Genomic DNA, 25,721 nt, shown 5'->3' on the forward strand with positions numbered 1-25,721 from the left:
GTCAAGCTCGGGGTGTTCCTGTCCAACACCAAGAGCCGCCGGGCCAAGCTCACCGTCGACAAGCTCGCCGCGCTCGCCGGCCTCGGGCTGGAGTGGGCGGCCACGGAAGGAGCGGCGTGATGACCGCACCCGAGGAAGAGCGGCGCGTCCAGGACGCCGTGCGGCGGCACGCTCGCACCAGGGCCTTCGCGGAGGCGGAGGACGTCATCTCGGCTGTGCTGTCCGACCCGGGGGTACAGGAGGCGCGAGAGCGGGTGGAGGCGGCGGAGACGGAGCTCGGCATGGAGCTGTGCGCCCGCCTCCAGCCGTTCCAGGACCGCTACGACCAAGCCGTGGCGGAGGGCGACGCGGCCCGGCTCACCGAGGTCTGCGTGGGCAAGCACGGCCGCTCGGGACGGATCTGCGTCCTGCCCGACGGGCACGAGACCTCGATGGAGGAACCGCACTGGGGCCGCAACAGCGAAGGCCGGCCGATCGCGTGGGTGGGCAGCGCACCTGACGACTGGTGAGCGGCGGTGAGACCGGCGGACAGGACCCCGGGGGCGCATGGCGGCCCGGGGTCCTTCGCTGTCCGGGGCCAGCGGCACCGCTCCCAGGCCCTACACGCACTGAGGTGCGATGCCCGGGGGTCTGAGCTGCGGCATCGCACTGGAGTGCGTGTAGGCCCTGGGATCTTCGGGGTACTCCCCCGGCGAACTACGTTGCAGCGGGTACGGGATCGGTGAACGTAATCGGCTTGCCGATGGCGCGGGCATAGTCGATTTCCCTGCTCGTGGACTCGCCGATGTACCCGCCAGGGTTGACGACCAGAACCCGGTTTGCCAGGTCGATCTTGCGCAGGTGGAGGGCGTCCAGCGCCTTCTTCTGCTTGTCGGTGATCAACTCGTCTGCTTCGCCTGGCGCGACAACGATGACCCCGGCGAAGGTCAGATCACGATTCGCCGCACGCATCTCGTCCACGAACCGGGTAGAGCCGCAGATGCAGACGATTTCAGGTCGGTCGGGCACAGCTCATCCCTTCGCTCGAACGGGACACCGCCAGCGTGCAGGTTGGTACTGCATCAGTGTTGGCCGGCCGGTCAGCCGTCGGCTCGTTCCTTCTCGATCGCATTCATCCTGCGGACCATGTCGATCTGCGCGCGGATCATCGTGTCGAACAGGGCCTCCGGATCGCCGTCGGGGCCAGCGCTCGCAGCCAGCAGCGAGGCGACTTGGCTGGCGAGGACAGTGACCACGTCGGCCGTCCCCACCGGGCCGCGGACCTCGATCAGTTTGCGCACTGCGTCGTCGATGCGGTCCATGGCCTCCTCACCCTGGAGGAACAACCCGAGCCGGTCGGCGAGGAACATCCGGACGACCGCCACACCGTCGGCCAGGGCGGTGTCCACGTTGAAGTCGGCGCGGGCCTTCTCCGACTCCTTGAGCACGGCCGGAATCGTGTACGTCCGCTGCTCCGGGATGAGGCCCTCCTTTCGCCACTTCGCGTACGGGATGAGGCCGACGGCATCACGGCGTGCACGGTGTTCGTTGGTCGGGCGGCCCCCCGCGGTGCGGCAGGCCCGCCCTGCGGCTGCCTTGCAGGTCGGGCATTCGACGCGGCGCATCCACGAGCGCACGAGATCCATCTCGGCGTTGGAGCGGAGGTGGCGTCGCCACTCGCCGCCCCACGGGATGCTCTGCGGTCCGTTCTCCACGTCCATTGGCCCCCCCTGGGTCCGGTGGTGTGTGCCGTCTTACCTGCCGTGAAGCTGACCGTACCTGCGGTGGCGCCCCTCAGCGGTCGATCGGGGGAATGCCGTCCAGGCCGCTCTCGGAGAGGATCTGTTGGACCGTGTCGTCCAGGGTGCTGGCCGCGTCGATGACGGTCTCCAGGCCGTTGGGGAGCAGGTCCTTCTCTCGGTACCAGTCGCGTAGGTGGCCCTCGTTGACGTGCGCGAGGTACTCGGCATCTGGTTTCGTCGCGTGCCGGAGCACCGTCTCCTCGAAGGGCACGTGGAGGTAGTAGCACCGTGTGACGCCCTGGTGGGCGCGGACCAGGTCCTGGAGCATCGTGCCGTAGCGGTCGGCGTACAGGATGCCCTCCAGGACGACGTGGAATCCGTTGTCCAGGGCGTAGCGGGCGGCGAGGTCGATCAAGCCGATGTTCGCAGCCCCGGGCCGGTCGCGTTCGCGCAGCACGATGCGACGCAGGTTGTCCTGGGCGACGATGGCGAGGTTGCGGCCGAACTTCTCGCGCAGGCCGGCCGCGACGGACGACTTGCCCGAGGCGCTGTTGCCGCGGAGCACGATTAGGCGCGTGTCGCTGGTCCCCACGGTGCCGTGCGCGGCCTCAGTCACCCGCGGCTGACCTGGATGCGGTTCTCGTGGAAGTGTTCCCAGTCCATGACCAGGCGGAAGCGGCGGTGGGCCTCCAGGCGCTCCGCGTCGGCCGGCTCCTCGCCGCGCTGGACACGGGCGTCGCCGGATTTCACGAGTTCCGCGAGAGCGAGCCGGACGTCGTCGACGTCCTGGCCTGTAGCTGCCGCCAGCCGGTCCAGGGAGGTGAGGGTCTCTGTCGGTTCCCCCAGATCGTCGACCAGGTGGTCGATGAGGGTGTCGAGGAGCGGGCCGGTGCGCATCGTCCAGCGGATCGAGTCGAGGCGCTTGGTGAGTTCGGGGTCCAGGGGCAGCAGGTCGCCGGGCAGCGGCAGCGCGGCGGGCATGGACCATCGGGTGCCGTCCGGCGTCTCTTCGCGGCGGGCCAGGCCCCACGCCAGGTAGAGCTCGGACAGTTCCCGCACGGTGGTGGGCACCGGGAAGCCGGCGGTCGTCAGCATGGTGCTGAACTGCTCCCAGCGGGCCGCCTCGCATGCCTCGCGGCCCTCCGGCGCGGCCTCGTAGTCCCATTCCTCATCCGGCCAGGAGAAGGTGAGCGCGCCGTCGAGGTCGCCGCCGATCATGTCCCAGTGCCCGTCGAAGAGCTCGTGCACCAGGTCGTCCAGTGAGCCGGTGAAACCGGGCTGGCATGCCGTCCCGATCAGCATGGTCAGCGGGAAGCCCTGACGGGGCAGGACGTGCTCCCAGCCCGACACCCACCAGTCGTTGTGCATCGCCATGTCCCGGCGCGGCCCGGGCACAGACGCCTTCTCAGTCATCCGCAGCTCTTCCTCGAAAACACCTCGGTGCTCGCAGCGTACGCAGCGAGACGCGGCAGGACCTCACGGACGTCCCACCCATGCCTGGTGGGCGGGAGCGACGCGCAGCTGCTCGCGGATGCGGCCGCGCAGCACTCCGACGCGGGTGCGGCCCTCCAGGACCTGCAGTCCGCTGTCCGCCGGGGCCAGGAGGCGCCGGTCGATGAGGAGCGGCGGGCGCAGCCACGTCCCGTGGTCCTCCCAGTGCCGGCCGACTTCCGGGGGCCGCACCTTGACCCAGTACACCGGGTCGGCGGCGTAGCTCTCGATGCAGCCGGCGTCGCTCTCGCCGGTCGGCATGGTGGGGAAGGCTGCGGCCGGGATCGTCTCCAGCTTCCAGGTGATGGCGCGCAGATCGACGTCTCCGTAGTCGTCCATGAAGTGGCCGTTGTCGCCGTGGTCGAAGAGGAAGTCCCTCAGGACATCGTCCGGCCATTGCAGGGCTGCCAGTGCCGGGTCGGCGCGGAAGCGGTCGAAGTCGAAGCTGAGGCCGCCGTCCCGGCGGCGAGCCATCAGCGGGCCGAGGTCGTTGAGCTTCATATCAGGCATCGCTCTCTAGGGCGCGGCGGATCTCGCACTGATCGAGCAGCCTGGCGAAGTAGCTGTAGGCGGCCAGCCGCTCCATGCCCTCCTGCTCGGTCAGCTCATCGCGGGTGTGCGTCGCGACGTTCCTGACCGTGAGGTTCAGTCCGGTCGCGAGGTTGTTGAGCGCACCGGCCAACGGTGCCAGACCGCCGCGCACGCTCTTGGCCGTCTGGTCCTCCACCGGGCCGGGCCAGGCGAGCTTGGGCTTGCCTGGCTCGGGTTCGCCCGCGGAGAGGGTCTGCTGCCAGAACGAGGTGTCGGTCACGTCGTTGCGGCCCAGACGTTCCTTCCAGTGCACGGTCAGTGCCTCCGACGCCTCCCGCACCGCAACCCGGTACTGATGGGTCGTCCAGTGCGCGGCCGCCGCCGTCCAGATCACCTCATGGAGCTCGGACGGGGCGAACCCCGGCGTCCCTGACTGCGCCGCCTCCTCCGCCTCGCTGATCATCGTGCTCAGACGGCCCCGGACCCTTGCCGCCGTGGCACGGACCTCCTGGGGAGTGAAGATCGCCTTCGGGGCCGACATCAACGACCAGTTCTCGATCGGGTCAACGACACCGAGCCCGGCGACGCGCATACTCGCCCCCGTGACGGCAACCGCCCGCGCAGCGGCCCCCGCAGCCTCCGCAACATCGAGCTCCAGCGTGCGGACCGCCGCCTGGTCCTGCCCGTCCTTGGTCCAAACCGTGGGGTACAGCCCGCGCGTTTGGACGTGGTCCGACTCCTCCTGAGTCTCCATCCAACGCCCGAAGATTTCCTCGAACCGCTCCACAGCGGCCATCAGCCGCTTCAAGTAGTCAGCGCTGTACGTCGCCACGCCCTACCCCCTCCACCGGATCGTGCCTGCCTGACACCGAGAGCCTAGAAGGGCGCAGCTCGGCGGCTGCTTACGGTAGGCACCGTGACACCCTCTTCCGACGACGCAGACGAGCCGGCACCCGTGCCGGTGCGCGTCGTGCTGCTCGCCGACCCGGTGCTCGGCCACCCGGAGCAGGAGGTCGTGGCACGGCTGTGGAGGCGGCGGCAGACCCAGGCGGGCTGGCTGTACCTCGTGGGACTGCCGTCGTACCGGGGTCTCGAGGACTGCGGCGTGGAGGCTGCGGAGTACCGGGTGTGGGTCCGGGCGCCCGAGCACGTGCGGCCGGTCGATGGCGTCGACTACGGACCAGGTCCCCACCGAACATCTTCCGTCGGCGCCGGCGCCGACGTCGACCGACCGCTGACCTGCCGTGGTCGGGTCGGTCAGGGGGTGTCGCCAGAGTAGTAGAAGCGGCAGCTCACGCCCGGGCCCGGTGTGCAAGGTTCGCCGGGGCGCGGGTCATACAGCGACCGCCCGCCGGGAAACTGACCGAGCTCGGTAACCAGGGCCGCCCCACCGTCGACTTCCTCGAGCCGCCAACCCGTGATGTCCAGCAGCAACCCATCCAGCGGCCCGCCTACGAGCGCGGCGTAGGTCTGGTGCGGGAGCGGGCCTAGGTCGGGATCATCGTGGTCGCAGCCATAGACCCGGCCGCGCAGCAGCTGCTCATCGCCGTTCATCCCCCAAGCGTTCCAGCCACCACCGACATCACCGCGGGCTTGTCCAGGACAGACGTGTCGGTCCTGGACACGAACCCAGATCTCAGCGTTGGCCAAGACAGCGGCGGCGCCAGCGTCGGCGGCCGCCGTGGCGACATAGCGTACGGCCTCCGGGGCGAGGGAGGCCCTGATCGTGGCCCTCAGCGTCGTATGCGAGGAGGTGAATGGAGCCGCCGGAGAGTTCGGTCTCTGGGTCCATCGCTACTCGTCGGCCTGCCGCGCAGCGTGAAGGAACGCTGTAGCTGTGTCCCAGTACGCACGTACGGCTGATGCGAAGTCCTCGGGCCCTTGAGTACCAGCCGCTATGCCCAGCAACGTCTTGTACACGTGAGTGGAAGCAGCATGTACAGCGTCGGCGGCCAGCCGAGAGGAATGGCCACCATCGAGCGTGATGACGTTGAGCTGTTGGTGAAACTCGCCGTACGCCGTACGCAACTCTTCTAAATGCCGATCAAGAGCGGGCGACCGTTCCGATGGGTCACCAATTCCCAAGAACGCAGGAGTCTTCCGATAGAGAGCGCCCATGTGATTGATCTGCTCGCTGAACGCAAGATGAGCCGTGCGCATGGCGTCACGCCTGGTCGCGGCCTGCTGAGCCTCTGCTGCGGCAAGGGCCTGGACCCGTGCCGCTTGTGCATTGCCTCTGCTGGTCACCCAGCTTGCCGCTATCGCCGTCACAGCCGTCAACACTGCTACCCACAGCGTGGCATCCCCCATGTCCTGTAAGTGTGGTGGAGTTTGTCCGTCTGCGATAGATAGCCGGGTTCGCCGAGCGGGACACCCCGCGTGGTCAAGCCTATGCCGTGTTCTCTGTCCGCCGGTTGATCTATTGATGGCGGCTTGACGCAGCCAGTACGCTCCAGACCTCCCCCCTGAGCGGCGGCGCCGCGAAGGGCTGGAGCGATCTTTGAGAGACATCTCAGTTGCAGGTTGCGCCGGAAGACCCAGGATCGTTTCCCAATCGGTCGGGGCCTGCGCACGAGCTCACGCCGGTTCCGGGGCTCTGAGAGAGGCCCGGAGCGGGTGGTGTGTGCCACCGATGGTGTGGCTATTCGGCGGCGTGGCCAGGGTCGGGGAGCTCCGGCGGGAAGTGCCGTTCCAGAATCTCTGCCCAGCGGTGCAGAGCGACGAAACCGACGAGGTTGTCCGCCTGCGCCTGGACCAGCTCGGTCAAGGCGGCGACAAACGGCTGAGCAGCGGCCTCGCCGGGCATAGCAGCGGCGGTCTGCTTGAGCCGCTCGTGTGCGGCAGGGAAGACGTCCTTGGCCCAGGCGTCCTGTTCCAGGACTTGCTTGTGCCCTTCCTCAAGGTTGATCCGCATGATGGTGAGCTCTGGACAGTCCGGGGTGTGCCAGATTTCGTGAATCCCACCGTCTTTCATCGCGTACGTGATGCGGGTGTTGTCGGGGTCCGGCTGGGCGAAGCAGTCGGTGCATTCCTCGCGTTCCGTCTCCGGCTTCTCGGTCATCGCGGCGCTCCCTTCCAACTGGAGACAGAGCCTGCCATCCCGGTCACCGGACGACCAGGGGTCTCGTCCACCCTCGAATTCGGCGAGCCATCCACGGCTCATGGAGCCAGGCCGCTGGCGGGCCGCAGACATCACATAGTCGGCGGCCGCCCGGACGTGGGCGGTGTTGTAGCGGTCCACGTCGTAGCTCGTCGTGGTCTATCCGTGGAAGGCACCCAGGATGGCCAGGAGCGGCGTCGGCCGATTCCGTCGGGAGTCCGGCGCGTGAGCCTGCCGCTTCAGCAAGATGGTCCTATTGGGCGCGGCCGGTTGCAGGCCGCCGCTGGATCGTGGCTGCGTGTGCCACGGTGGGGAGGAGACCGGATGCCTACAGGGGTAGCTGTCGTATGCGACGCCGATGACTGTCTTGCCGTCTATCTGGCGGTGGGGACCGGAGACGACGGAGACGCACGCTCCGCCTCCGAGGTCTCACAGATGGCGCGCGACGCCGCCCAGAGCGACGGCTGGGTGATCAGCTTCGGGTTCAGTCAGCCGGTGATGACCTGCCCGGGATGTGCGGACGGTCGCGGGCCGGTCCTCGAGCGAGGCACCTGCCGGCGGTGCATGGGGCTGGTCGACACGGAGTCCAGGTGCGTGTACTGCCTGCACCAGATCGAGCCCGCCCAGGACGGGGAAGACTGAACGTTCCATCCGGCCCCCGACGTTGTCGTGGCTGACATCCCGGGACCCGTGGCGTGTCCGGTGCTACGGATCAGGACGGGTCGGTGGAGGCGATGGCGCCGCGGGGTCGGTTGCGCGCCCAGCGCTTGAGGTCGCCGACGCGGTAGAGGAGTTCGGTGCCCCTCTTGTCGACCGAGGCGGGGAAGCCCGGGTCGTTGGCACGAGCCCAGCGCAGCGCGGCGAGCGTGAGCTGCGGCAGGTGCTCGGCCTGGGCTGTGCGCAGCCCGACGACGGCGTCGTCCGGCGTCGGCGCTGGGCGCGCGGCGGGCGGCGGCTCGGGGGCTGGTGCCTGGGGAGTGGTGCTCTGGACGTCGGTGAGGACGTCGGTGAGGACGTCGGGGTCGGCGGCCGGGGCGGGCAGGACGGGCGCGGGTTCGGGTGTGGGTGTGGGCGGCTTGGGCAGGGGTGGGCCGGCCTCGCCGCTGGTGTGGACGCCGGAGATCGCCCATTCGCGGGCTTCGGCGTCGGAGAGGTTCAGCACCTGTGTCTCCTGGGCGCGGCCGCCGAGGACGACCTGGACGCGGCCGGGGTGCCGGGTGGGGGCGGGTGCCGGACTGACCTCGGGGACTAGCATCCGCCAGGCGTTGAGGGTGTAGCGGACCAGGATGCGGGTGGCGAAGTTCTCGCGCATCTCCGGCCCGCCGATCGCGCGGGCCGTGGCGGACTGGGCGACCAGCAGCACGTGGAGACGGACCGCGCGGCCCATGAACAGGATCTCGGCGAGTGCGTCGACGGCCGGGGAGACCTTCGGGTCGCCGCTCTCGCGGATCCGCTCCCAGTAGCGCTTGAGCTGCGCCATGGTGGCGTTGACCTCTTCGAGCAGGATCACCAGCCGCGGGCCGACGCTCCAGGGCTCCTTCTCCAGGACGTCGTCGCCCAGCTGCTCCGCGAGCCGGATGCGGCGCCGGCCTTCCTGAACGAGCTGGATCAGGGCGTCATGGATCTCGGCGATGTCCCGGCAGTACGTCACGCCGGGGACGCCGCGGGCCCAGGTGTGGGAGATCCGTTTGTAGTCCAGGACGTAGGCCAGAGCGCCGTGGTGGATGAACTGGCAGCAGATGCAGCGCAGGATGGTCGACTTGCCGCCGCCGGTACCTGCGGAGATCAGGACGTGCGGGGAGTCGTGGTCCAGGTCGACGGAGACCTTCTTCTTGTTCGCCCCCAGGCCGATCAGCGGCGCGGACTCGGGCATCTTCGCGAGGATCTCGCGCATGCCGGGGTCGGACAGGCGCAGCTCCTTGGGCGGGATGTGCCGTTTCTTGACGATGACGTGCGTGTCCTTCCCGGCCCGGCGCCAGGTGAAGGAGACGTTCTGCAGGGCGAGTTTCTTGACGATGAGGTCGGCCACCAGGTCCTCGTTGAACCGCAGATGGGCGGGCACGTCGATGCGTATCGCCGCGTCGTCGTCGTTGAAGTTGACGGGGACGTGGAGGTAGCGGCGCGGGTCGGTCTGCTCCGCGATGCCCAGCGGCACGGCGAGTGCCTGGTGCAGCGGTACCACCCACTCGCGCATCAGCTCGCGGCGCTTGCGGGTGAGGACCCTGTACGCCAGGCCGCTGACGGCCGCGACGGAGGCCGCGCCGATCCCGCCGGTCTGGAGGGCGTGGAGCGTGCCCTCCTTGTCCTCCCACAGGGCCTGGGCGGTGTCCTGGTGCGCCCAGATCCAGGAGCCGCCCCCGCCGGCCGCGCTCAGGAAGCTGACGCGGAAGGTGATGCGCTGCCACCCGGCCCGGTACGACGAACGTGCGACACGGCCCTCCACCTTGGGCAGGACGCGGGTGCCGGGATGCCAGAACGTCGCGTCGGTCCGCTTGATGCCGTCCATGTCCCGGCCGCCCAGGAAGCGGCCGATGCCGAACATGAGGGCCTCGGCGGTCTCTTCCACCTGCCGGTCGAACTTCGTCTGCGCCATGGCTGTCCAACGCCCTTCGCGTGCGGGTGTACGTGGGCGCGACGGTGCCGCCGGAAACGGTCACCCACGCCCGGAAGGGACGCTAAGACGATCTCCCTGTGGATAGATTTCGGCGACCCGCACCGAGACCAGCGCGAAACTTTAGTTGTCACATCGCGAATGCGTGCCCTAGGGCTGTCGCATGGTTGATATGTGGGACCTCGACGGCGAGGCCATAGAAGAGCGCGTTGAGTTCGACCGTCAGGTGCGTGACCTGGTGTGGCACGAGACGAAGAGGCGCCTGGGCTTCGGCGAGCACGAGGGCCCCGCCACCCCGAACGCGCTCAACCCCACTTCCGCGGCCGCCCTGCACCTGCACCTCGCGTACCTCGAGGTGGCCACGCAGGCCGGGGAGACCGCGCAGCGGCTGGCCACCGCCGCCGCCGAGCGCGCCGGGCGCGCCGGGGCCACCTACGCGGACCTCGGACTGTCCGCGGGCATCACCCGGCAGGCCGCCCGCAAGCGGTGGCCGGGCACCGTCGGCACCCAGTGGGTGCTCCATCTCCTCACCGGCAAGAGCCACCCGCACGGCATGATCACCCGCGTGTTCCGCAGCGACGAGAAGGCGATCGAGACCGGGCGCACAGCCGTGGACGAAGGCGCGCTCGCCGAGGACGGAGCCGTGGGCGCGGTCGTCATCGACTCCGCCCGACAGGCCGTGTGGGCCTGCTACTTCCACGTCGGCACCTGGGCTCCGGAGGAGATCACTCTGCCCGAGGTCCTGCGGACCGTGCCCAGGACCGGTGAGGACAGTCACGGCGACTGGCTGCACCGGTGGGAGCAGCACATCACCAGCCTGCTCTGACGGCGCCTGACCGCATCCGGCCGATCACGCCAGCTGACCGAAGGCAGGCCATAGCCGCAGGTTGCGGCAGACGCCCCGACCCTGACCTGCCGCAGTCGGGACGTCGGTCAGGGCGTGTCGCCCGAGTAGTAGAAGCGGCAGCTGACACCCGGGCCCGGTGTGCGAGGCTCGCCAGGGCACGGGTCGTACAACGACCGCCCGCCGGAAAACCGACCGAGCTCGGTCGGCAAGGCCGCGCCACCATCGACTTCCTCGGGCCGCCAACTGGTGATGTCCAGCAGCAACCCGTCCAGCGGCCCACCTATGAGCGCGGCGTAGGTCTGGTGCGGGAGCGGGCCCGGGTCATCGTGGTCGCAGCCGTAGACTCGGCCGCGCAGCAGCTGCTCATCGCCGTTCATCCGTCCCAGCGTTCCAGCCGTCACCGACAACGCGGGCTTGTGGGCATCCCAGGCGAGGACGGGCTCGATCCGGTAGGCGCGTACACGGTCATCTCGCCGGACTGATGGAAGGCTGCTGGGTAGGGTGATGGCTGCCGATTGTTCCGGGGTACGAGGGGGAACACAGGGATGCTCGATCGCAGGACTGAGGCCGCCCGGGAGGCGTATATGTGGGCGCGGGTCGCGGGCGGCTTTCGGACCGCCAGCAAGGACCGGGAACAGGCGCGCGAGCTCAGCAACACCAGGTCCGGTTCCCTCACCGAGTGGCAGCGGTGGCTTCTTGACCACCTCAGCAACGAGATCGATCAGCCGCGGGCGATCGACCTGGCCGTGATGTGGGCCAGGGTGGCGGCGGTGCAGCCCATAGGCGACGGCAGCTGACGTGGAGAGGTTCTTCCGCCCCGACCGGCTGTGGGGCGAGGGCCCGTATCCGCACTTCCTCATCCTGCTCAACGAGCATCCGGCCTACCGCGCCTACGCCGAAGCACACCACGGCCTGCTCTCGGCTTATCCCCTCGGAGTGGTGCCTGCCCAGTGGCTGCACGGCACGATCCTCGGCATCCACCATCGGGTCAGCCCCGTCCAGTTGGAGCTGCTGTGCCGTGCCGCCCGCACCGAGCTGTCCACGGTTGCGCCATGCGAGGTGCAACTGGGCCCGGTGTGGCCCGGCGTCACCGCCATCACCGCCGCGGTGTATCCCGAGGACGGGCTGGCCGCGCTCAACGCCCGTGCCCGCGTCGCTGCCGAGAGCGTGCCCGGCATCACCCTGCGGCCACCCGAGCCCTTTTGGGGACACAGCACCCTGGCCTACGCCCTGGACGACTTCGACGACCGGCGCCTCAACCGAGAACTGCGGGCACTGCGGCCGGACCGTGTCACCCTCACCGTCGACCGGATCGCTCTCGTCAACGAGTACCAGGACCCGGTGGCCGGCCACTACACCTGGGATGTCGTCGAGGAGTTCCGCCTCGGCACCGACAGCACCTCACGGGGCTGTACAACGGCCGCTAGGCGTTGATCTCGATGTCCTCGTCCTCGGAACGGGACGCCCCTCCGAGTGCGATCGTCTCCAGTACCCCGGCGATCGTGAGGCGGGGGTCATGGGTGGTGTGGCGGTCGGGGCAGATGACGCGGACGCTCCCGGCGTCGGCGTCGACCTGGAGCGTCAGGCCGGTGCGGGCCTGGCATCGGGTGCAGACGACGGGCAGACGGCTGAGGCCTCCGTCGTAGACCACCCAGATCACCCCGGCCGCCTTCAGGAACTGCTGACGGCTGCGGGCCTCTTCGACGTCCACTCTGGCCGCGGCCGCCCGGGCGTCGGCCATCGCGGGTGCGCGGTCCCTGATGGTCGGGTGGGGCTGCCCCGTCTCCCCGGCCGCCCGGGCGTGGTGGTTGATCACCGCGACCGCCGTCTCCCGCGCGAAGTCGAACGTGCGGCTGCCGTACGCGGCGAGCAGCTGCTCACGCTCGGCAGCGCCCAGGACTTCGAACGGGCACGTCTGGAGGGCGACCAGGGCATGGTGTTGCAGGACGCCTCGGACGCTGGCGGACCGGCTCTCATCGGGGCCGGTGAGCGGAAGGCCGGCAACCTCGGGCCCTTCCAGACAGATGCTGGAGGCGAGACCGTAGGTGGCGGCGCCGATCAGCGTCACCACCCGGGGGCGATCGGCTTCCGGGATGTCCTCCCCCTGCCGCAGGTGCCACAGCACCAGCTCGTCAGCGGCAGAAAGGCAATGCTCCCACGTGGTTTGGGGAAGACCCAAGGCTTCGGTCATGCCGCGACCGTATCGGAGGGCCAGTCCGCCGGTCGGGGGCAGTCGCCTTTCCGTTCATCCGCCGGCCTTCCAGTCGCCACAGACAACGGGCCTGTCCCCGGAACCCATGGGCTGCCCGCGCGTCGGCGGAAGGCCCGCCCGGGTCAGGTGCGCCAGCGCCCGAGCCAACCGCCGGTCTTCCGCGCGGCCTGCTCCGCTTCCGCCTCCTGGCGGAGGCGCTCCTGCTCCTGGCGCTCGCGTTCGTCGGCTTCGGCCTGCTGCTCGGCTGCGACGGCCTGGCTCTGGCAGGCCTCACACAGGTGCGGGTGTGACTGACGGGCCCTCCAGTCCCGGGTGTAGCCGACCGCCTTCCACCGGTCGTCGGTGAACTTCTGCCCGCAGTCCTTGCACACCGGCCGCCGCGCCTCCCGCTCTGCGGCTTCCCGCTCCTCACGGCGCCGCTGTTCTTCCCCGGCGGCCTGGCGGCGGCGGGCGAGGTAGGCGTCCCGGCGGGCATTGCCGATCGCGTCCAGCAGCGACTGGCGGTGGTCGCGTCCGAAGCGCCAGAAGGCGGGCCCGGCCAGGCCGTGTTCGCGCAGCTCCTCCAGCGTGGTCGCCACGATCGGGATGCAGCGGTCGTAGGAGTGGTAGCCGCCCTCGGGGTGCCACCGTCCCTGCCAGTGGTGGCGGGTGAGGTCGGCGACCCGGGCCATCTGACTCTTGGCGGAGCGCTGGCCGACCTGGTGGAAGACAAGCAGGACCGGCGGGTGCACCCGCTCGTACCCCTCCCAGTCGGGGGCAGACCAGCGGGTGCGCCACAGCGGCTTCTCAATGCCGTCGGTGTCCTTCTCCTGCCGCTGGAAGAACCGGGCGTACTTGTCGAACTTCTGGGAGATGAGAACGGCTTCCTCGGTGCAGTTGTCGACCTCGATGAACAGCAGCGGCACCCCGGCCTCCGGGGCGGTCAGGACGACGTCGGCGCGGGCGCTGCCGATCGCGGGGTTCTTCCAGGTGCCCTTCACCGGGAGCGCGACCTCGGTGGCGTAGGAGGCGAGGGTGCCGATCCCGTCTGGGGCGTCGACGGCGGCCTGTGCGGCGGCGACCGCTTCGGGCGGCTCGCCCGCGACCAGGTCCAGGTTCGGCTTCGGGCGGATCAGGGCGATGACTGTCTCGTTCACCGTCATCGGGTGGGAGGCCCCGGAGCTTCCCGCGCCCTTGGGCATGCCGCCCATCTCTTCCGGCTCGCGGTCCAGCTCGAGTCCGGCGGCCGCCAGCCCGGCAGCGGTGAGGATGCGGACCTCTTCCCCTCGCTTGGTGCGGCCGCCGTCCAGGAGCTGGCCCTGGCGGCGAAGGTCGTTCGCCGCAGCCCGGTGGGAGGCGGTGCGTGCTTCCTTCTGCTTGGCCGCCGTCGGCTTGGTCGTGTGCCGGTAGGTCAGGTGCGGCAAGCACAGCCGTTGGATCTGGTCGGCCGTGGCGACCTTGAGCACTCCGAGGACGCGCAGCACATCGCCGCGCAGGTCGTTGCTCGATCCCGCCTCGTTCGCCTCGCGCTTGCTGGCCATCAGGCTCGCCCTCCCGTCGTCCGCGACCGGCCAGCGGCCGGGCGCCGGCCCCCGGCCGTGGAGGGGACCGGGCCCCCGGACCCGATGCTCTCCCCCACCACCGACAACCAACTCAAGGACAAGGGGAGAGAAGAGGGTTGTGACGATCCAGTGCGGGCCCGGAAACCTGTGGTGACAAGGAGAAATGACGGGTGCGCGGGTGCAGGGCACGGAAGTGGCTTCGGCAGTGGGAACGCAAGCGCCGGCGGCAGTGCCTCACCGGGGCTTGACCAACAGCCGATGCGCCGGGCGCGGCCGGGCCGGATAGTGAGGTGGCGGCGGGCCGGGCTCCAGGATCGCGGACGGGCGCGGCGGCGGCAAGGGGCGGGTCGGTCGGGTGCAGGCACGGTGTCCTCGGATTCTCCGGCCTGATGGCCGGGCCGTCGGTTGTCCGGCCCGCACGCGGATCTGCGTACGGGCCGAGCCCACCGTGAGGAAGCACCCCTTGTCCACAGTCTGACGGTCACCACCGGTGGGTGTCCGATTTCGCCTTGACCGCCCCTGGTCCGGACGGGTCTGTCCGTGACCGACGTCACGGGCCGAAGCACGGCCTCTGCCCACAGGCCCAGACCCGAACCGTAGGGCGATCGGCCGGGCCAGCAAGCACCCGGCCAGCGAGCAGGTAGGGGTGCGTCATGGAGACGACGTCGCCGAAGACCCAGCTCGCCCCGGAGCAGGTCCGGCGGGCCGCTGCGGTGTCACCAGTGCGCATCGTGGTGCGCACCAGTGCAGTGCGTGGTGCGCGATGAACGGCGCTCCCCCACCAGCGGTGCGCATTCGGCGCGGTTCACTCCCGCCCCGGCGCGCACGATGCTGTGCGTTCCCTCCCAGCTGTGCGCACCGTGGTCGGGGGTGCGCACCGCGCCACGCACCGCTTCACTCAACGTGAATGGCTCGAGGGCGGGGAGGGGCGGCAAGAGTTCTCCCCTTGATGCGCAGCATCGTGCACGCATAAGGAGATGATGCAGGCGGTAGCGAACGTGGTCTAGGAAGAACGTCGCCGATTGCGCACCCCGAGGAGGGGTGCGCAATCGGCCGCGCCAACCGTGCGCAGCGTCACTGTGAGTGCGCGCATCGCGGTGCGGTGCGCATCACCGGGGGCATCGTCATGCGCACCGGTGCGGCGGTCGGGAGTGAACGCCATCGCCGGTGCGCGCACCGGTGCGCAGGGTGAAGTTCATCGTGGCGCGCCTCGGTGCGCGCGATGTGCTTCGTCGTCGGACGCGGTGCGCACCGCGTCGTTCGGTTCATCCCCGGCGTCGCCCGCGGTAGTACACAGACTGCCACGACGGGTTCGGCTTGCCGCTGGGGTACTGCCGCGTGCGGCGACGGCGCTGCGGCGGCTTCGGGGGCGGGTACAGCGCCGCTCGCAGCCGGATCGCGTCGGTGATTCGCTGGAGCTGCTTCAGGCGCTCCGGCGAGAGGTACAGCGGGGCGGAGTCAGCCATGCGGGCCTCCGTGCTCGGGTGTTGGTCCTGTGCACCCTGCCCTCTCTCCATCACCTCCAGGACGTGCGTGTCGGCCGCGTCCCGGCAGACGCTCCGGCGGCTTCGTCACCCGTCCCGCGAGACGGGGCCCCGCCGCTGGCCCGGCGTACCGGGCATTGCAGGCGCTGACGCCCACGGGCATCCGGTCCGTGGGCGTCAGCGCGTGGCGTCGGTCAGCTCCGCTGCATGGCCTTGAGGTCCCGCAGCGTCAGCTCGTTCCTGCCGCGGTCGGCCGCGCTGCTCTCGGTCCAGGCGAGGATCGCGGGGTGCGCCCGCTCATACGGGGCGCCGGCAGCCGTGTTCTGCCCATCGGAATCGGCCGGCCCGAGCCGAGGGCCTCCCGGCTCGGGTGCCAACGCTTCTCGATTCTCGACCCGCACCGAGTCCACGACGGAGTGAAGGCACAGATCGGCCACACGCTGGCTGGTCTGCATCCATCAGCGGTCGCGGGCCGCTCCCCTGCCCTGGTCGGGCCGGGGCGTGTGGTGCTGCTGCTGGTCAGTGGGACGGTCCGCGGCGGCCGGTCGCTCCGGCTGCTGCCGGTCGGCGATGGCGCGGCGGCGGGCGTCGGCCTCGCGGGTGAAGGCGGCGAGCCGACTGAGGTTCTCCGGCGTGCGCAGCCACGTCGCGGGGTCCGTCGTCCGGCCCTCCAGTTGCTCCGGCATCGCGGCCTGCTGGTGGGCGTGGTGGGCGGCGGCCCGCTGCGCCGGGATGAGGGCGGCGTCCCGGTCTGGGTGGTCGACGGCATGCGGTGTGGCCGCCGTCTGGTCGTGGTTGTGGTCCTCGGTGTGCGCGGTGGCTGAAGCGGTCGCGGCGTGGGCTTCGTCCCGCGCAGCGGCGGGGCCAGCGCGGGCGATGCGGATCGCGTTCTGCAGGGCGAGGCTGGCGACCTGGGCCCGCTCGTACCGGGTCGACGCCCGCGGCGGCCTACCCGTACCGGCGATCCACCAGCGGGCGGGGCAGCGGAAGTCGGCGGTGTAAGTGATCTGGTCCGGTGCCGGGCTCCGGCGGCCGGGCCGGGGCACGGTGAGCTGGCGCGTATGGCGGGCCAGGGCCTGGTCAGCGATGTAGTCGTCCAGGCCGGGCGGGCACGCGCGGCCGCGGAGGGTCTCGGCGAGGTGCCGGCGGGCTTCGGCGAGGACGTGGCGGCGGGCGAGCGCACCGCGGACGGTGTAGACGACGGCGGCAACGTCGATGGCGGCGAGCGCGGTGTCCACCAGCGGCCGCACCCGGGCCCGGATCGCCGCACCGGCCGCACGGCACCGTTCCAGCAGCCCGTCGACCAGCTGCTGCCCGAAGCGCCGGATCGCGGACGCCCGCCACCACGCGCGCAGCTGGTGCAGGGGTCGCGGGGTCTTCTTCTCCGGGCGGGTGTCCTGCGCAGCCCTCCACCCGAGCCCGTGACGGGCGCGCTCGCCGGGAAGCCGCCCATGGTCCTTCACGTACTGGTCGGTGATGCCCTCCAGGGCGTCCTCGATCCGCTGACGGCGAGTGGAGGACCAGTCGATCAGCTCCTGGCCGACGCCGGCTATCTCCATCACCGGACGCAGGCCGGGTGTGACCTCGCGGGGCACGGTTGCCAGTCCGAGCTCCTCGCACACCTCCGTCGTCATCGTGAGGGTGTAGAGCGTCCCGGCCGCCACAACATGCTGGTAGAGGCGGCGGGTGTCGAGGGCGCCCCACACAGGCTCACCGTCGTCGTCCAGGCGCTGCACCCGGTTCAGGATCAGGCAATGGTCATGGAGTAGAGGGAGGCCGTCTCGGTTGTCCATGTGCCGGAACCGCGCGACCACCAGGGCCGGTGCCTTTGCACGCTTCCGGCCGGAGGACCACCGGGTCTCTGCGATCTCGTCCTCCAGCCAGCGCAGCACGGTGGCGATGGCCCGCTCATGCGCCCGCTCGATGACCCGCCGAGTGTGGTCGTCACCCAGCGCCCACAGCACGACCAGGGACGCCTGCGGCCGGAACACGAAGTCGAGCGCGAGCAGCGGAGTCTGCTTCCGCTGCTCGATCTCCTCGATCGGCTGCCCAAGAACGGTCTTCAACCGCGCCGTGTCGGGGTCGACGCCGTCGTCCAGGCGCTCACGCTCCATCCGGTCGGCATCCGGATGCCGACCCTCGCCGAACAGCAGCTCCATCTGCCGCTCCGTCACCGTCTCCCCGGCCGTGAGCCCAAGCGCGGGCAGACCACGGCCCATCCACACCCCGGGCGGGAGACCAACTTCCTTCTGGGCGGCCTTGAGCGGCTTGCGGGCCGGACGGCGACCATCCCCGACGGCCACGCCCCGCAGGTAGTACCGCCACGCATTCCCCGGCTGCACCTTCGCAATGCTCAGCATCCCCATAGGGAACACCGGCTCTGACCTGCGAAAAAGCCCCGATCCCGTGGGGCGGGAGGGCTCAGCAGAACTTCACGGCCAATCCCGCACGGCGGGCGCCGGCAACGGCTTCGCGCCCGCCCGGCGGGCACCGCTTTTGACGCTCAGGGCCCATGCAAATACTGCGCGACGACCAGCCACCCACACCACACACACCCCAAAAGCCGACAGCAGCCGCCTCCACCGTCAACCACCCCGCACCTACGTACCGCTCCCCCGGCTACCAGCCAAAGATGCTCCGCCCCGCACCACGTCACCGACTCCCTTCACCCCAGACAAGACACCCACCGCCCCCGGCACTCGCCGGGGGCTTCGTGCTTCCTGGAGGACCGCGTGCCGACCTACGAGGCCCTGCCCCGCTTCACCACCGACCTTCACCACCTCACACCCGAACAACACCACCGCTTCCACCAGGTCCTCGCCCGGGCCTTCATTCCCGACCTCCGCTCCGGCGCCGGCTTCCGAGCCGCGTTACGCATCAAGCGCGTCCGCTCCGCTCCGTGTGGCGTCTACGAGTTGACCTGGGCGGGGAACGGGCGGGCCACCTGGCAGTACGGCCCGGAGATAGTCCCCGGGATCCCGCACATCGTCTGGCGCCGGATCGGCACCCACGCCATCCTCGCCACGGCCTGACCGGGCCCGGGAAGGAGGGACGGCGGGCCCGATCGCGGGCGTGGCGTGTCCTTCCCCAGGTTGTTGCCGGACTGCGCAGGCCCGGCGTGATTGCTTCCGTGTTGACGTTCGTCTGCGACACGATCGCCAGCTATGGACCTTCAAGGAATCGGCGCCCTGGCGGCTGCTGCGGTCGCGGCACTCGGTATACCGGCCGCTGTCCTGGTGGGGAAGTGGCAGCTTCGTGCGGCTTTACGGGGTGCGGAGGCCGCCAGTCAGGCGGGACTCGCGCAGGCCGAGGCAACATACAGAGCCGCGCTCGACCAGGCCGCCGCGCAGAACAGCGCCGCCTACGACCAATGGCGCCGCGGTATCCGGCGCGATGCCTGGTCGGCCTTCCTGCTCTCCGTTGAGGACGTCGTGAAGTCGTCTGAGGCCGTCTTCAGCGGGTCCGACGTTGACCTCGACCCCGGCCTCCGGAGTGTGCAGACGGCGTTCGTCGTCCTTGAGCTTGAAGGGCCAACTCCGATTGTGGCAGCAGCTGAACGGCTCGTGCAGCGATGCAATGACCTCTGCGAACTCTGCGAGGAGGACCGTCCCGCGGCACGCGCGTGGCAAGAGCTGTCGGCGGCCGTCGAAGGGGAACGTGCCCGATCCGCGGATGGTGTCGCGGGTCGTGCGCAGAGGGCCTGGTCCGCGCTGGAGCGCCTGACGCTTCTGGCGAATCGTGTCCGGTCCGCCTCGGGGGAACCTCTACTCCTGGCCGGATCTACGGATGACGGCACTCTCCACATGGCGTACCGGGAGCTTGAGGCTGCTCACTCCGCAGTCGTCGCTGCGCTCGCCGAATGTGCCATCCCGACCAGCCAGGTTCAGCTGCTCCTCCGGGACGCGAGTCATGACGGTCGGCATGAACTGGCCAGCGAAGCGGGAGACATTCTGCGGTTCTTGCGGCAGGACCGCGAAGTCTTCCTCCAAGCCGCCCGCCTCTATCTCGACAACCCGGTTGAGATCCCGCGCGCCGGGAGCACGGCGGAATAGTGGGCCAGCGTGCTTCGGCGCCGGGGCGGCAGACGGTCACCAGCGCAGTATCGGTGTCCTCGAGGACGCGGAGGCTTGCTCACTCCGTCGCGACCGCAGTAGAAGTCGCGCCGACCTAGGAAGGACGCCACCCCGGTCACGTCTTCCTTGCTGGGCGGTTGGTTCAGGCTTGGAGCAGGGCGACCAACTCCCGACGTTCGTCGTCCGTCATGCGGGCGCGGATGAGCTTGGCGACCGCAGGTACATCACGCCATGGCAGCGTTTGGACAGTGTCTTGCCCCTCGCTCCGCTCCGTGGAGTCCCTTCCCCGATCGCCGGGCTGCGCCGGCACGGGGGCGGACGTTGTACCAGTCGCCCTCTTGGCCGGGGCCTGGGTGGTCGCTCCCTCTGCTGATGGCTCTGTGGTTGTCTGGCCTGCGTTCTGACTTATCACGGCGTGATAGTCGTCAGTCTTCTGCTTTGGGGCAGAGCCGGGGGTTGCGGCTGGTGTTGCCGCCTTCTGGTTGTTTCGCTTCTGTTCTGCGCGCCGCTTGGCTTCTGCGGCTCGGGTGTCCGCCGCAGCCCGTTGTCCTTCGGGGCTGAGCTTGCCAAGGTTCCGGACGTGTTCGACTTGCCGCTGGCCGCTGGCCAGTTCGGCCTGGAGGTCGGGGGAGAGCTTGAGCAGTGACAGTTTGGAGGAGATTGTCGCCTGGGGGAGGCCGAGCCGTTGTGAGGCTTTGGTCTGGCTGCCGTAGAACTTGACCAGCGATTCCAGGACGTGGGCTTGCTCGAGGTCGGTCATGTCGTCGCGATGAAAGTTGGCGACGAACGCGGCCTCGAGGAGAGCCTCATCGGTTGCCACGCGGGCGTCGTCGACCAGCACCTTGATGGTGTCCTTGCCTGCGCGGCGGGAACCTTCGAGACGCCGGTGGCCGTCCACGACAACGTACTTGGTGCCTTCGTCCAGGTCGTCGGCGCGTTCGGGGCGTTCCTGTAGGTAGGCGTCGATGCTGGCGACGGTGATCGCGTTGATGACGCCGAGTTCCTTGATGCTCTGCGTGATGTCCTCAAGGTCGCGGAGGTGGTCGCGGGGGTTGTCGGGATTCTGGCTGATCTGGCCGACGGGCAGCTCTGTGGGGTCGGGTACGCCTTCGGTGCGTGCTCCGGTGGCTGCGCTGATCGCGGCGCGGCGGGCGCTGACGGGTCGGGCCTGGCCGAATGAGGCGCTCGCTCCGAGTTTCGAGGCTTTGCTGCTCATGAGATCTCCCGTGCCAGGGCGCGCATGCCGACTGCTTGGTCGCATTTGGGGGAGTAGGCGAGGAGAGGGCGTTTCACGCGGACTGCTTCTTTCTGCTCCTTTAGGTCACCGATGACGCCGACGACTCGGGGGTCCCTTATGTCCATCCAGGCTTCGAGGGAGGAGGTGGCGATGTAGCCGCGGCGGGCGTCGTAGTGGTTAACGACGATGCCGAGGTAGTCGATGTCCAGGCCGAGGTCGGTTCCGAGGTCTTCGATCTGGGTGGTCAGGAGGGTGTAGGCGTCGGCTGAGCTGTCTTCTGCCTGGACGACGACGAGGGCGCCGGAGGAGCCGGGAGGTTCGTTCTCGCGGCGGCGGCCGTAGTAGACGGCGGCATCCATGCTCAGGCCCAGGCTGGGCGGGCAGTCGACGATGATGACGTCGAAGTCGGCTTCGATCGGTGCGAGGGCTCGTTCGAGGGCGGCTTCACGTGCGCGCACGCCAGCGAGTTTGACGTCGAGGAGGAAGGCGTCGTTGCAGCTGGGCAGGAGGTGCAGGCGGTCGCCGAACTGGTCGTCTTCGATGGGGACGATCAGGTCGCGGAGCTTGCCGGCGGGTTCGCCCGCCATGTGCTTGGTGAGGCTGTCACCGTCCATGGGCAGTGGAGTGTGCCCGAGTTGCTGGGTGAGGTGGCACTGGGGGTCGAAGTCCACGAGCAGGACGCGCAGGCCGAGGCCGGGCCGGTCCTCTATGGCCAGCGGGTCGGAGTACCTGTCGCTGGTTTCGCCCGGACTCTCCTTGAGTAGCGCTGCAGCGAAGTGCTTGGAGATGCGCACCGGGTAGAGAGCGTTCGAGTCTTCCGCCATGGCCTCGCCGGTGCCTGCGGCGACAGCGGTTTTCCCTACGCCGCCTTTCTGGTTGCAGGTGATGATGCGGCGGGGGATGTCTGGTCTCTGCACGGTGGGTGCGGGGTGTTTCTGCAGCCAGAGCTGTACGGCTTGGGCGAGGGCCTGGGTGATCGAGACCTTGCGATCGGATGCCGAGTCCTTGAAGGTTTCCCACTGGCCTGGGGGGAGCCAGGTGGAGAAAGAGTCGGCGCCTGAGGTGTCGACGGTGGGCGGGGTCGACGCGAGGTCGCACCAGTAGGTGATGCCTTGCGTCACTGCGGTCTGGATCTCGGTACCCAGTTGGGCTGCACGGACTTTGAGGTCCTGGCGGAGCCACCCGGGGAGTTTGGAAACGACCTTCTCGCGGTCGCCAGCGGAAGCGGGGGAAGCCATGCCTGACACCTTACTAACGATGGTGATCGATTCAAGCATGGACACGTTACCTAGCTCCCTATGCGGCGTCAGGTATCACGCCGTGATAATCATGCCTACCGCGCGAGGGGCTGGGCACGGGCACCTGCCAACTATCACGCCGTGATAGTTGGCGCGCGGCGAGGTGGGTTCGGTGGCGTCCCTCGTTGACGGGCTCCTAGGCTCGCGATATCCGGGAGTAGGTCCCAATCTCCCTGGAACGGCCGATAGAAAGTCCGCCCATTCACCTGTTTGCGGGGAGTGATGGCGGCACAGTGTGATCACGGCAGTGTCCCAGCAGAGGGGATCGGATGACACCCGACTCGAATCTCAAGGACGACCTTGAGTCCGCCATCGGCCACTACGTCACAGCCGTTGCCGAGAAGCTCTTAGCCGACGGGCTTCCAGTGAAGTCCGTCCATGCGTACGGCCACCACGACGACATGACCCAACCGGACACCGATGACGTCGAGGGCGGGATCGACTTCGGCTCCGCCTTCCAGCGAAGCATCTTCCCGGACGGCGAAGCAGGGCTCCACTGGGCAGCCACGTCCGGCTGGTGTCTGTTCCTCGTCCCGAACAGTGGGGGTGGGCTATACGACGGAGCGCGCTGGCTTGGCGCGGGCCTGCTGCCCTCTCCTGAGAGAGTGGCTGCATTCGTTTCGTCCGCTCAGCTGGACGCCCGAAGTGCCGGCAGCGCAGAGCGGCCCTTCTACCGCACCCCCCGGGAGGACCTCTCCGAGCTGCTGAAGCGACTGGAGTCAGTCGCACCCGAAGGCGAGTTTGGCGGGCATGGGTACGAGTACCGCTTCCAGGCACTGCAGGGCCAGGCATACCGACAGCGTGTGATCAGGGCCCTGGTATCCGGGGACGACACGATCGTGGACCTGCCGATCCGGCGCAACGAGTTGCAAGCCGTGCTCCACTTACTCGAATACGCCGAAGCAGCCGACTCCACAGCGAGGGGCCCGGACGACTTCGTGGCCCCAGTCGTTGCCGACCTGACGCGTCGGGTGGGGCAAGGCCATGCAAGCGCGCACGAGCACCGGCAAGCCATCGTGCATGCGCACGAGGTGCGCCGCCGGATCGAGGAATACCGCCGCAGGAAAGACCTGGAAGAGGAGTAGCACTCACCCTCGGAAATGAGCCTGAAAACGCAAAAAGCCCTGCCCCGGCAGAGACCGGGGCAGGGCTTCATCGGGCAGGCTCTTGCCCTCAGGCGGGGTGGGCCCAAGGGAGAGCGAGGCCGTCGCCAGCGGCGCGGGGGACGAGGTGGCCGTGCAGGTGAAGCACGGTCTGGGTGGCGGCTTCGCCGCAGGAGGTGAGATAGTTCCACTGGCCGCCCATCTGCTGGGCGAGTTCGGCGGCGCGCAGCTGCACGGTGGCGGCCACGACGGGGTCGGTGGTGAAGTCCTGGACGTGGCCGCGGGGCAGAACCAGGAGGTGGCCGTCGGTGCAGCCGCCGCTGCGGGGCACGATCGCGAGGGCGTCGTCCCACTCGTGGACGATCGTCGCGGGAGCTCCGTCGTGGATGATCCGGCAGAAAGGGCAGTCGGGCCGCGGGTATTTGCGAGGGACCGGCGGTCGGCTGATGTGATGGTGGGTGACGTGGACGCGGACTCCGGCCTCTCGCATCCGGTGGGCGATGGCGTCGGCGATGGCGGGTGCGCGGTGCCTGCCGTACCAGCAGTTCACCAGGAGCTGGACCGGACGGCCGTTGGCGGTGGCGAGCAGCGCGGTGAGTTCATGCACGGCGTCGGCGATGATGTGGGCCGCGCCTGGGGTGTTGAGCACGTAGTCGCGTACGCCCGCGTCCTGTCCAGTCTGCTTGGCGACGACGTCGGCCAGGGCCGGGTCGTCGGGCGGGTTCAGTAACTGGTTCGTCAGGTTGATGCTGAGGACGGCGGCACGGTAGCGCGGGGGTGGCGGGTCTTGCCAGCGGGCGCCGAAGGAGTCGATGAACACGTCAACCACAGGAGCCTCCAGGCTCGTACGAGGAAAAGACGAACGCGGCGCCGCCCCCGGCGCCGCGTTGGTAGATCAGTGAGCGTCAGCGGGCGGCAGACACAGCCCTGGGCCCCTGGTGTGGGGCGGCGGCTGGGGGCACCGTGGGGATGTCGCTCGGCTCGTGGACCCCGAGGCACCGGGCCAGCGCACGGCGGGATTCGATGTCGTATGCGGGGTCGTGGACGAAGGTGACGGCTTCGCGGAGTTGCCCGCGCAGCGTCCCCAGCTCGTCCTCCGCGCTGCGGAGGTCGGTAGCCAGGCGTAAGACGTCCGGTCGGCGCATGGGGTCGGGTTCCGCTGCGGTGGTGGGTGTGGTCATCTGGTCGTGCCTCCTTGTGAGGTGGTGGGGCGCGCCGTTGCTGTCCAGGCGTGGGGCGCGCCCCACGCGTGTGTGTCGGTGGTGGGGCGAAGCAGCCGGGCTCGAGAGTCGACGGTTACCTGGGAGTCAGGGGGTGGCGGAGGTGCTCGCGTCAGCGGCCATGGGCTGGGCGGTCTTCGCTTGGAGTTCGTCGTGGCGCTGCTGGAGCTGGTCGATGGCGGTGTGGTCGGTCAGGGCCGTGGTGATCAGGCCGCGCTGGTACTCCATGCCAGCGAAGACGCCTGCGTGGTAGCGGCACTGGTCCTGGGCTTCGGTGCAGGCCGGGCAGTCCTCCCAGGACACGTCGTACGGCGCGGTCTCCGGCCCCGGCCGCTCCAGGTCCGGCTGGTGAGTGGCGGGGGAGTCGGGGCTGGGGGTGAACAGGTCCTCCTGCCAGGTGGGCGGCAGTTCACGGAGGTAGCTGGTCAGGGCGGCCGCGATCGGCTGGTAGTGCTCGAACAGCGATGCCCAGAGCCTGCGGGCCTCGGCGTCCGGGTCGAACCGCGGGGGCAGTTCATGGGCCTCACGGGCGTAGGCGCGTGCCTTCTGGCGGCGCTCTTCCCAGTGGCTGGTGTCGATGCCGGCCTCCACGGCCGCGCCCAGGATCTGGGTGTCGTGGACGAACTCCGGCGCTAAGAGCGACGCGGCGAGGGTTTCGGCTGCGGCGGGGTCGCGGCGGGCGAGCGCGCCCACGGCCTGGTCGGTGAGGAAGGCCCAGCGGCGAGCCCAGAAGTCCGCGTTGGTGTACGCGGTGGCGAGCATCCGGGTGCGCAGGCGGGTGAGGTGAGTGGTGCCGGTCATGAGTAGGAGTGCTCCTTCGTGCGGTTGGTGTCGGTGGGGCGGCCGGAGTCGGTGTCGACGGTCGTCCCGCAGGCATGAGGGCATCCCGGCCGGGGCCGGGCACGGGGTCAGCGCGTGGCGAGGGCGGCGCGGTGCTCCTGGCGGTGCGCGACGGCCGCGGGCTCGGCGAGGACCTTCAGGTGGTGGAGGCCGCCGACGTCGCCGTGCTCACTGCACACGACGGCGAATGCGGTCCGGCCCGGGCAGCCGGACGCCGGATCGCGGGGCTTCCCGGACGGCTTCACCGCGTGCTCGCAGGGACTGTTGTTGGCGTGGCGTGGTTCGACGGTGACGGTGATGCGGGCCATCGAGGGCTCCTGTGTCTGCGGGGGATGTGACGACGGAGCGCCGTGTCCGCGCAGGAGGCGGGCACGGCGCTCAGGGTGTGCCGATGCTCGGCAACCGACCAGAG

At 69.6% G+C, this 25,721-nt stretch carries 31 protein-coding genes; 9 read left to right on the plus strand and 22 right to left on the minus strand.

Features of this window, described 5'->3' with window-relative positions:
• Nucleotides 1–119: 119 nt before the first annotated feature.
• A complete protein-coding gene (locus ACMTAK_RS00005; protein WP_413804186.1) occupies nt 120–509 on the plus strand; it encodes a hypothetical protein in 390 nt (129 codons plus the stop codon).
• A 187-nt stretch (nt 510–696) separates the two neighbouring features.
• Here ACMTAK_RS00005 and ACMTAK_RS00010 read toward each other — a convergent pair whose 3' ends face one another.
• The 6 genes from ACMTAK_RS00010 to ACMTAK_RS00035 form a co-directional block, all read right to left on the minus strand.
• Nucleotides 697–1,008 carry a hypothetical protein gene (locus ACMTAK_RS00010; protein ID WP_413804187.1) on the minus strand — a complete coding sequence of 104 codons (312 nt, stop codon included), beginning with the start codon at nt 1,006–1,008 and terminating at the stop codon, nt 697–699.
• Nucleotides 1,009–1,079: 71 nt separating this feature from the next.
• Entirely contained in the window at nt 1,080–1,700 is a 621-nt protein-coding gene (locus ACMTAK_RS00015) for a zinc finger domain-containing protein (RefSeq protein ID WP_413804188.1), read from the minus strand.
• 73 nt (nt 1,701–1,773) lie between these two features.
• Complete coding sequence (locus tag ACMTAK_RS00020) at nt 1,774–2,337, minus strand: AAA family ATPase (protein WP_413804189.1); 564 nt, start codon at nt 2,335–2,337, stop codon at nt 1,774–1,776.
• A complete protein-coding gene (locus ACMTAK_RS00025; protein WP_413804190.1) occupies nt 2,334–3,134 on the minus strand; it encodes a DUF6042 family protein in 801 nt (266 codons plus the stop codon). The genes ACMTAK_RS00020 and ACMTAK_RS00025 overlap by 4 nt, the downstream gene beginning before the upstream one ends.
• Nucleotides 3,135–3,197: 63 nt before the next feature.
• Complete coding sequence (locus ACMTAK_RS00030; protein ID WP_413804191.1) at nt 3,198–3,713, minus strand: hypothetical protein; 516 nt, start codon at nt 3,711–3,713, stop codon at nt 3,198–3,200.
• A 1-nt stretch (nt 3,714) separates the two neighbouring features.
• Nucleotides 3,715–4,575, minus strand: a complete 861-nt coding sequence (locus ACMTAK_RS00035; protein WP_413804192.1) for a TIGR02391 family protein — start codon at nt 4,573–4,575, stop codon at nt 3,715–3,717.
• 84 nt (nt 4,576–4,659) lie between these two features.
• Here ACMTAK_RS00035 and ACMTAK_RS00040 point away from each other — a divergent pair, with 84 nt between their 5' ends.
• Entirely contained in the window at nt 4,660–5,022 is a 363-nt protein-coding gene (locus tag ACMTAK_RS00040) for a hypothetical protein (RefSeq protein ID WP_413804193.1), read from the plus strand.
• Here ACMTAK_RS00040 and ACMTAK_RS00045 read toward each other — a convergent pair.
• The 3 genes from ACMTAK_RS00045 to ACMTAK_RS00055 form a co-directional block, all read right to left on the minus strand.
• A complete protein-coding gene (locus ACMTAK_RS00045) occupies nt 5,001–5,297 on the minus strand; it encodes a hypothetical protein (RefSeq protein WP_413804194.1) in 297 nt (98 codons plus the stop codon). The two genes, ACMTAK_RS00040 and ACMTAK_RS00045, sit on opposite strands and share 22 nt — an antisense overlap.
• Before the next feature lie 240 nt (nt 5,298–5,537).
• The gene (locus tag ACMTAK_RS00050; protein WP_211831925.1) at nt 5,538–6,053 is read right to left on the minus strand and encodes a hypothetical protein; all 516 of its coding nucleotides are present in this window, start codon (nt 6,051–6,053) and stop codon (nt 5,538–5,540) included.
• A 331-nt stretch (nt 6,054–6,384) separates the two neighbouring features.
• A complete protein-coding gene (locus ACMTAK_RS00055) occupies nt 6,385–6,804 on the minus strand; it encodes a hypothetical protein (RefSeq protein WP_413804195.1) in 420 nt (139 codons plus the stop codon).
• 363 nt (nt 6,805–7,167) lie between these two features.
• Here ACMTAK_RS00055 and ACMTAK_RS00060 point away from each other — a divergent pair, with 363 nt between their 5' ends.
• A complete protein-coding gene (locus ACMTAK_RS00060) occupies nt 7,168–7,485 on the plus strand; it encodes a hypothetical protein (protein WP_413804196.1) in 318 nt (105 codons plus the stop codon).
• Between the two features lie 70 nt (nt 7,486–7,555).
• Here the strand turns inward: ACMTAK_RS00060 and ACMTAK_RS00065 are convergent, their stop codons facing one another.
• Complete coding sequence (locus tag ACMTAK_RS00065; RefSeq protein WP_413804197.1) at nt 7,556–9,436, minus strand: pRL2-11; 1,881 nt, start codon at nt 9,434–9,436, stop codon at nt 7,556–7,558.
• Nucleotides 9,437–9,617: 181 nt separating this feature from the next.
• On the opposite strand from ACMTAK_RS00065, the gene ACMTAK_RS00070 reads away from it, so the two are divergent.
• The gene (locus ACMTAK_RS00070; RefSeq protein ID WP_413804198.1) at nt 9,618–10,280 is read left to right on the plus strand and encodes a hypothetical protein; all 663 of its coding nucleotides are present in this window, start codon (nt 9,618–9,620) and stop codon (nt 10,278–10,280) included.
• Nucleotides 10,281–10,387: 107 nt separating this feature from the next.
• Here the strand turns inward: ACMTAK_RS00070 and ACMTAK_RS00075 are convergent, their stop codons facing one another.
• Nucleotides 10,388–10,678, minus strand: coding sequence for a hypothetical protein (locus tag ACMTAK_RS00075; protein WP_413804199.1), 291 nt, complete (start codon nt 10,676–10,678; stop codon nt 10,388–10,390).
• A 168-nt stretch (nt 10,679–10,846) separates the two neighbouring features.
• Between ACMTAK_RS00075 and ACMTAK_RS00080 the strand changes: the two genes are divergently transcribed.
• Nucleotides 10,847–11,098 (plus strand): hypothetical protein, encoded by a 252-nt coding sequence (locus ACMTAK_RS00080; protein ID WP_413804200.1) that lies wholly within the window; start codon nt 10,847–10,849, stop codon nt 11,096–11,098.
• Between the two features lies 1 nt (nt 11,099).
• Nucleotides 11,100–11,735, plus strand: a complete 636-nt coding sequence (locus ACMTAK_RS00085) for a 2'-5' RNA ligase family protein (protein WP_413804201.1) — start codon at nt 11,100–11,102, stop codon at nt 11,733–11,735.
• On the opposite strand, the gene ACMTAK_RS00090 is transcribed toward ACMTAK_RS00085, so the two are convergent.
• From ACMTAK_RS00090 to mobF, 5 genes are all read right to left on the minus strand, one after another.
• Nucleotides 11,725–12,492 (minus strand): hypothetical protein, encoded by a 768-nt coding sequence (locus ACMTAK_RS00090; RefSeq protein WP_413804202.1) that lies wholly within the window; start codon nt 12,490–12,492, stop codon nt 11,725–11,727. The two genes, ACMTAK_RS00085 and ACMTAK_RS00090, sit on opposite strands and share 11 nt — an antisense overlap.
• 143 nt (nt 12,493–12,635) lie before the next feature.
• The gene (locus ACMTAK_RS00095; RefSeq protein ID WP_413804203.1) at nt 12,636–14,033 is read right to left on the minus strand and encodes a replication-relaxation family protein; all 1,398 of its coding nucleotides are present in this window, start codon (nt 14,031–14,033) and stop codon (nt 12,636–12,638) included.
• Between the two features lie 1,286 nt (nt 14,034–15,319).
• On the minus strand, nt 15,320–15,520 hold the full coding sequence (locus ACMTAK_RS00100) for a hypothetical protein (RefSeq protein WP_413804204.1): 201 nt from the start codon (nt 15,518–15,520) through the stop codon (nt 15,320–15,322).
• Nucleotides 15,521–15,732: 212 nt separating this feature from the next.
• A complete protein-coding gene (locus tag ACMTAK_RS00105) occupies nt 15,733–15,993 on the minus strand; it encodes a hypothetical protein (protein WP_413804205.1) in 261 nt (86 codons plus the stop codon).
• 3 nt (nt 15,994–15,996) lie between these two features.
• Complete coding sequence (gene mobF / locus ACMTAK_RS00110; RefSeq protein ID WP_413804206.1) at nt 15,997–17,898, minus strand: MobF family relaxase; 1,902 nt, start codon at nt 17,896–17,898, stop codon at nt 15,997–15,999.
• Between the two features lie 372 nt (nt 17,899–18,270).
• On the opposite strand from mobF, the gene ACMTAK_RS00115 reads away from it, so the two are divergent.
• On the plus strand, nt 18,271–18,570 hold the full coding sequence (locus tag ACMTAK_RS00115) for a hypothetical protein (RefSeq protein WP_413804207.1): 300 nt from the start codon (nt 18,271–18,273) through the stop codon (nt 18,568–18,570).
• A 132-nt stretch (nt 18,571–18,702) separates the two neighbouring features.
• A complete protein-coding gene (locus tag ACMTAK_RS00120; protein WP_413804208.1) occupies nt 18,703–19,590 on the plus strand; it encodes a hypothetical protein in 888 nt (295 codons plus the stop codon).
• A 163-nt stretch (nt 19,591–19,753) separates the two neighbouring features.
• Here the strand turns inward: ACMTAK_RS00120 and ACMTAK_RS00125 are convergent, their stop codons facing one another.
• The gene (locus ACMTAK_RS00125) at nt 19,754–20,827 is read right to left on the minus strand and encodes a ParB/RepB/Spo0J family partition protein (RefSeq protein ID WP_413804209.1); all 1,074 of its coding nucleotides are present in this window, start codon (nt 20,825–20,827) and stop codon (nt 19,754–19,756) included.
• On the minus strand, nt 20,824–22,086 hold the full coding sequence (locus tag ACMTAK_RS00130) for a ParA family protein (protein ID WP_413804294.1): 1,263 nt from the start codon (nt 22,084–22,086) through the stop codon (nt 20,824–20,826). The genes ACMTAK_RS00125 and ACMTAK_RS00130 overlap by 4 nt, the downstream gene beginning before the upstream one ends.
• 329 nt (nt 22,087–22,415) lie before the next feature.
• Here ACMTAK_RS00130 and ACMTAK_RS00135 point away from each other — a divergent pair, with 329 nt between their 5' ends.
• Nucleotides 22,416–23,231: a DUF6292 family protein gene (locus tag ACMTAK_RS00135; protein WP_413804210.1), complete on the plus strand. Its 816-nt coding sequence runs from the start codon at nt 22,416–22,418 to the stop codon at nt 23,229–23,231.
• Between the two features lie 88 nt (nt 23,232–23,319).
• On the opposite strand, the gene ACMTAK_RS00140 is transcribed toward ACMTAK_RS00135, so the two are convergent.
• The 4 genes from ACMTAK_RS00140 to ACMTAK_RS00155 form a co-directional block, all read right to left on the minus strand.
• The gene (locus tag ACMTAK_RS00140) at nt 23,320–24,078 is read right to left on the minus strand and encodes an HIT family protein (RefSeq protein ID WP_413804211.1); all 759 of its coding nucleotides are present in this window, start codon (nt 24,076–24,078) and stop codon (nt 23,320–23,322) included.
• A 76-nt stretch (nt 24,079–24,154) separates the two neighbouring features.
• Nucleotides 24,155–24,430 carry a hypothetical protein gene (locus ACMTAK_RS00145; protein WP_413804212.1) on the minus strand — a complete coding sequence of 92 codons (276 nt, stop codon included), beginning with the start codon at nt 24,428–24,430 and terminating at the stop codon, nt 24,155–24,157.
• A gap of 126 nt (nt 24,431–24,556) precedes the next feature.
• Nucleotides 24,557–25,270 (minus strand): hypothetical protein, encoded by a 714-nt coding sequence (locus ACMTAK_RS00150; RefSeq protein ID WP_413804213.1) that lies wholly within the window; start codon nt 25,268–25,270, stop codon nt 24,557–24,559.
• A gap of 107 nt (nt 25,271–25,377) precedes the next feature.
• The gene (locus ACMTAK_RS00155) at nt 25,378–25,617 is read right to left on the minus strand and encodes a hypothetical protein (RefSeq protein WP_413804214.1); all 240 of its coding nucleotides are present in this window, start codon (nt 25,615–25,617) and stop codon (nt 25,378–25,380) included.
• Nucleotides 25,618–25,721 lie beyond the last annotated feature (104 nt).

Source organism: Streptomyces lacaronensis, from assembly GCF_047337785.1.
Lineage (GTDB): Bacteria > Actinomycetota > Actinomycetes > Streptomycetales > Streptomycetaceae > Streptomyces > Streptomyces lycopersici.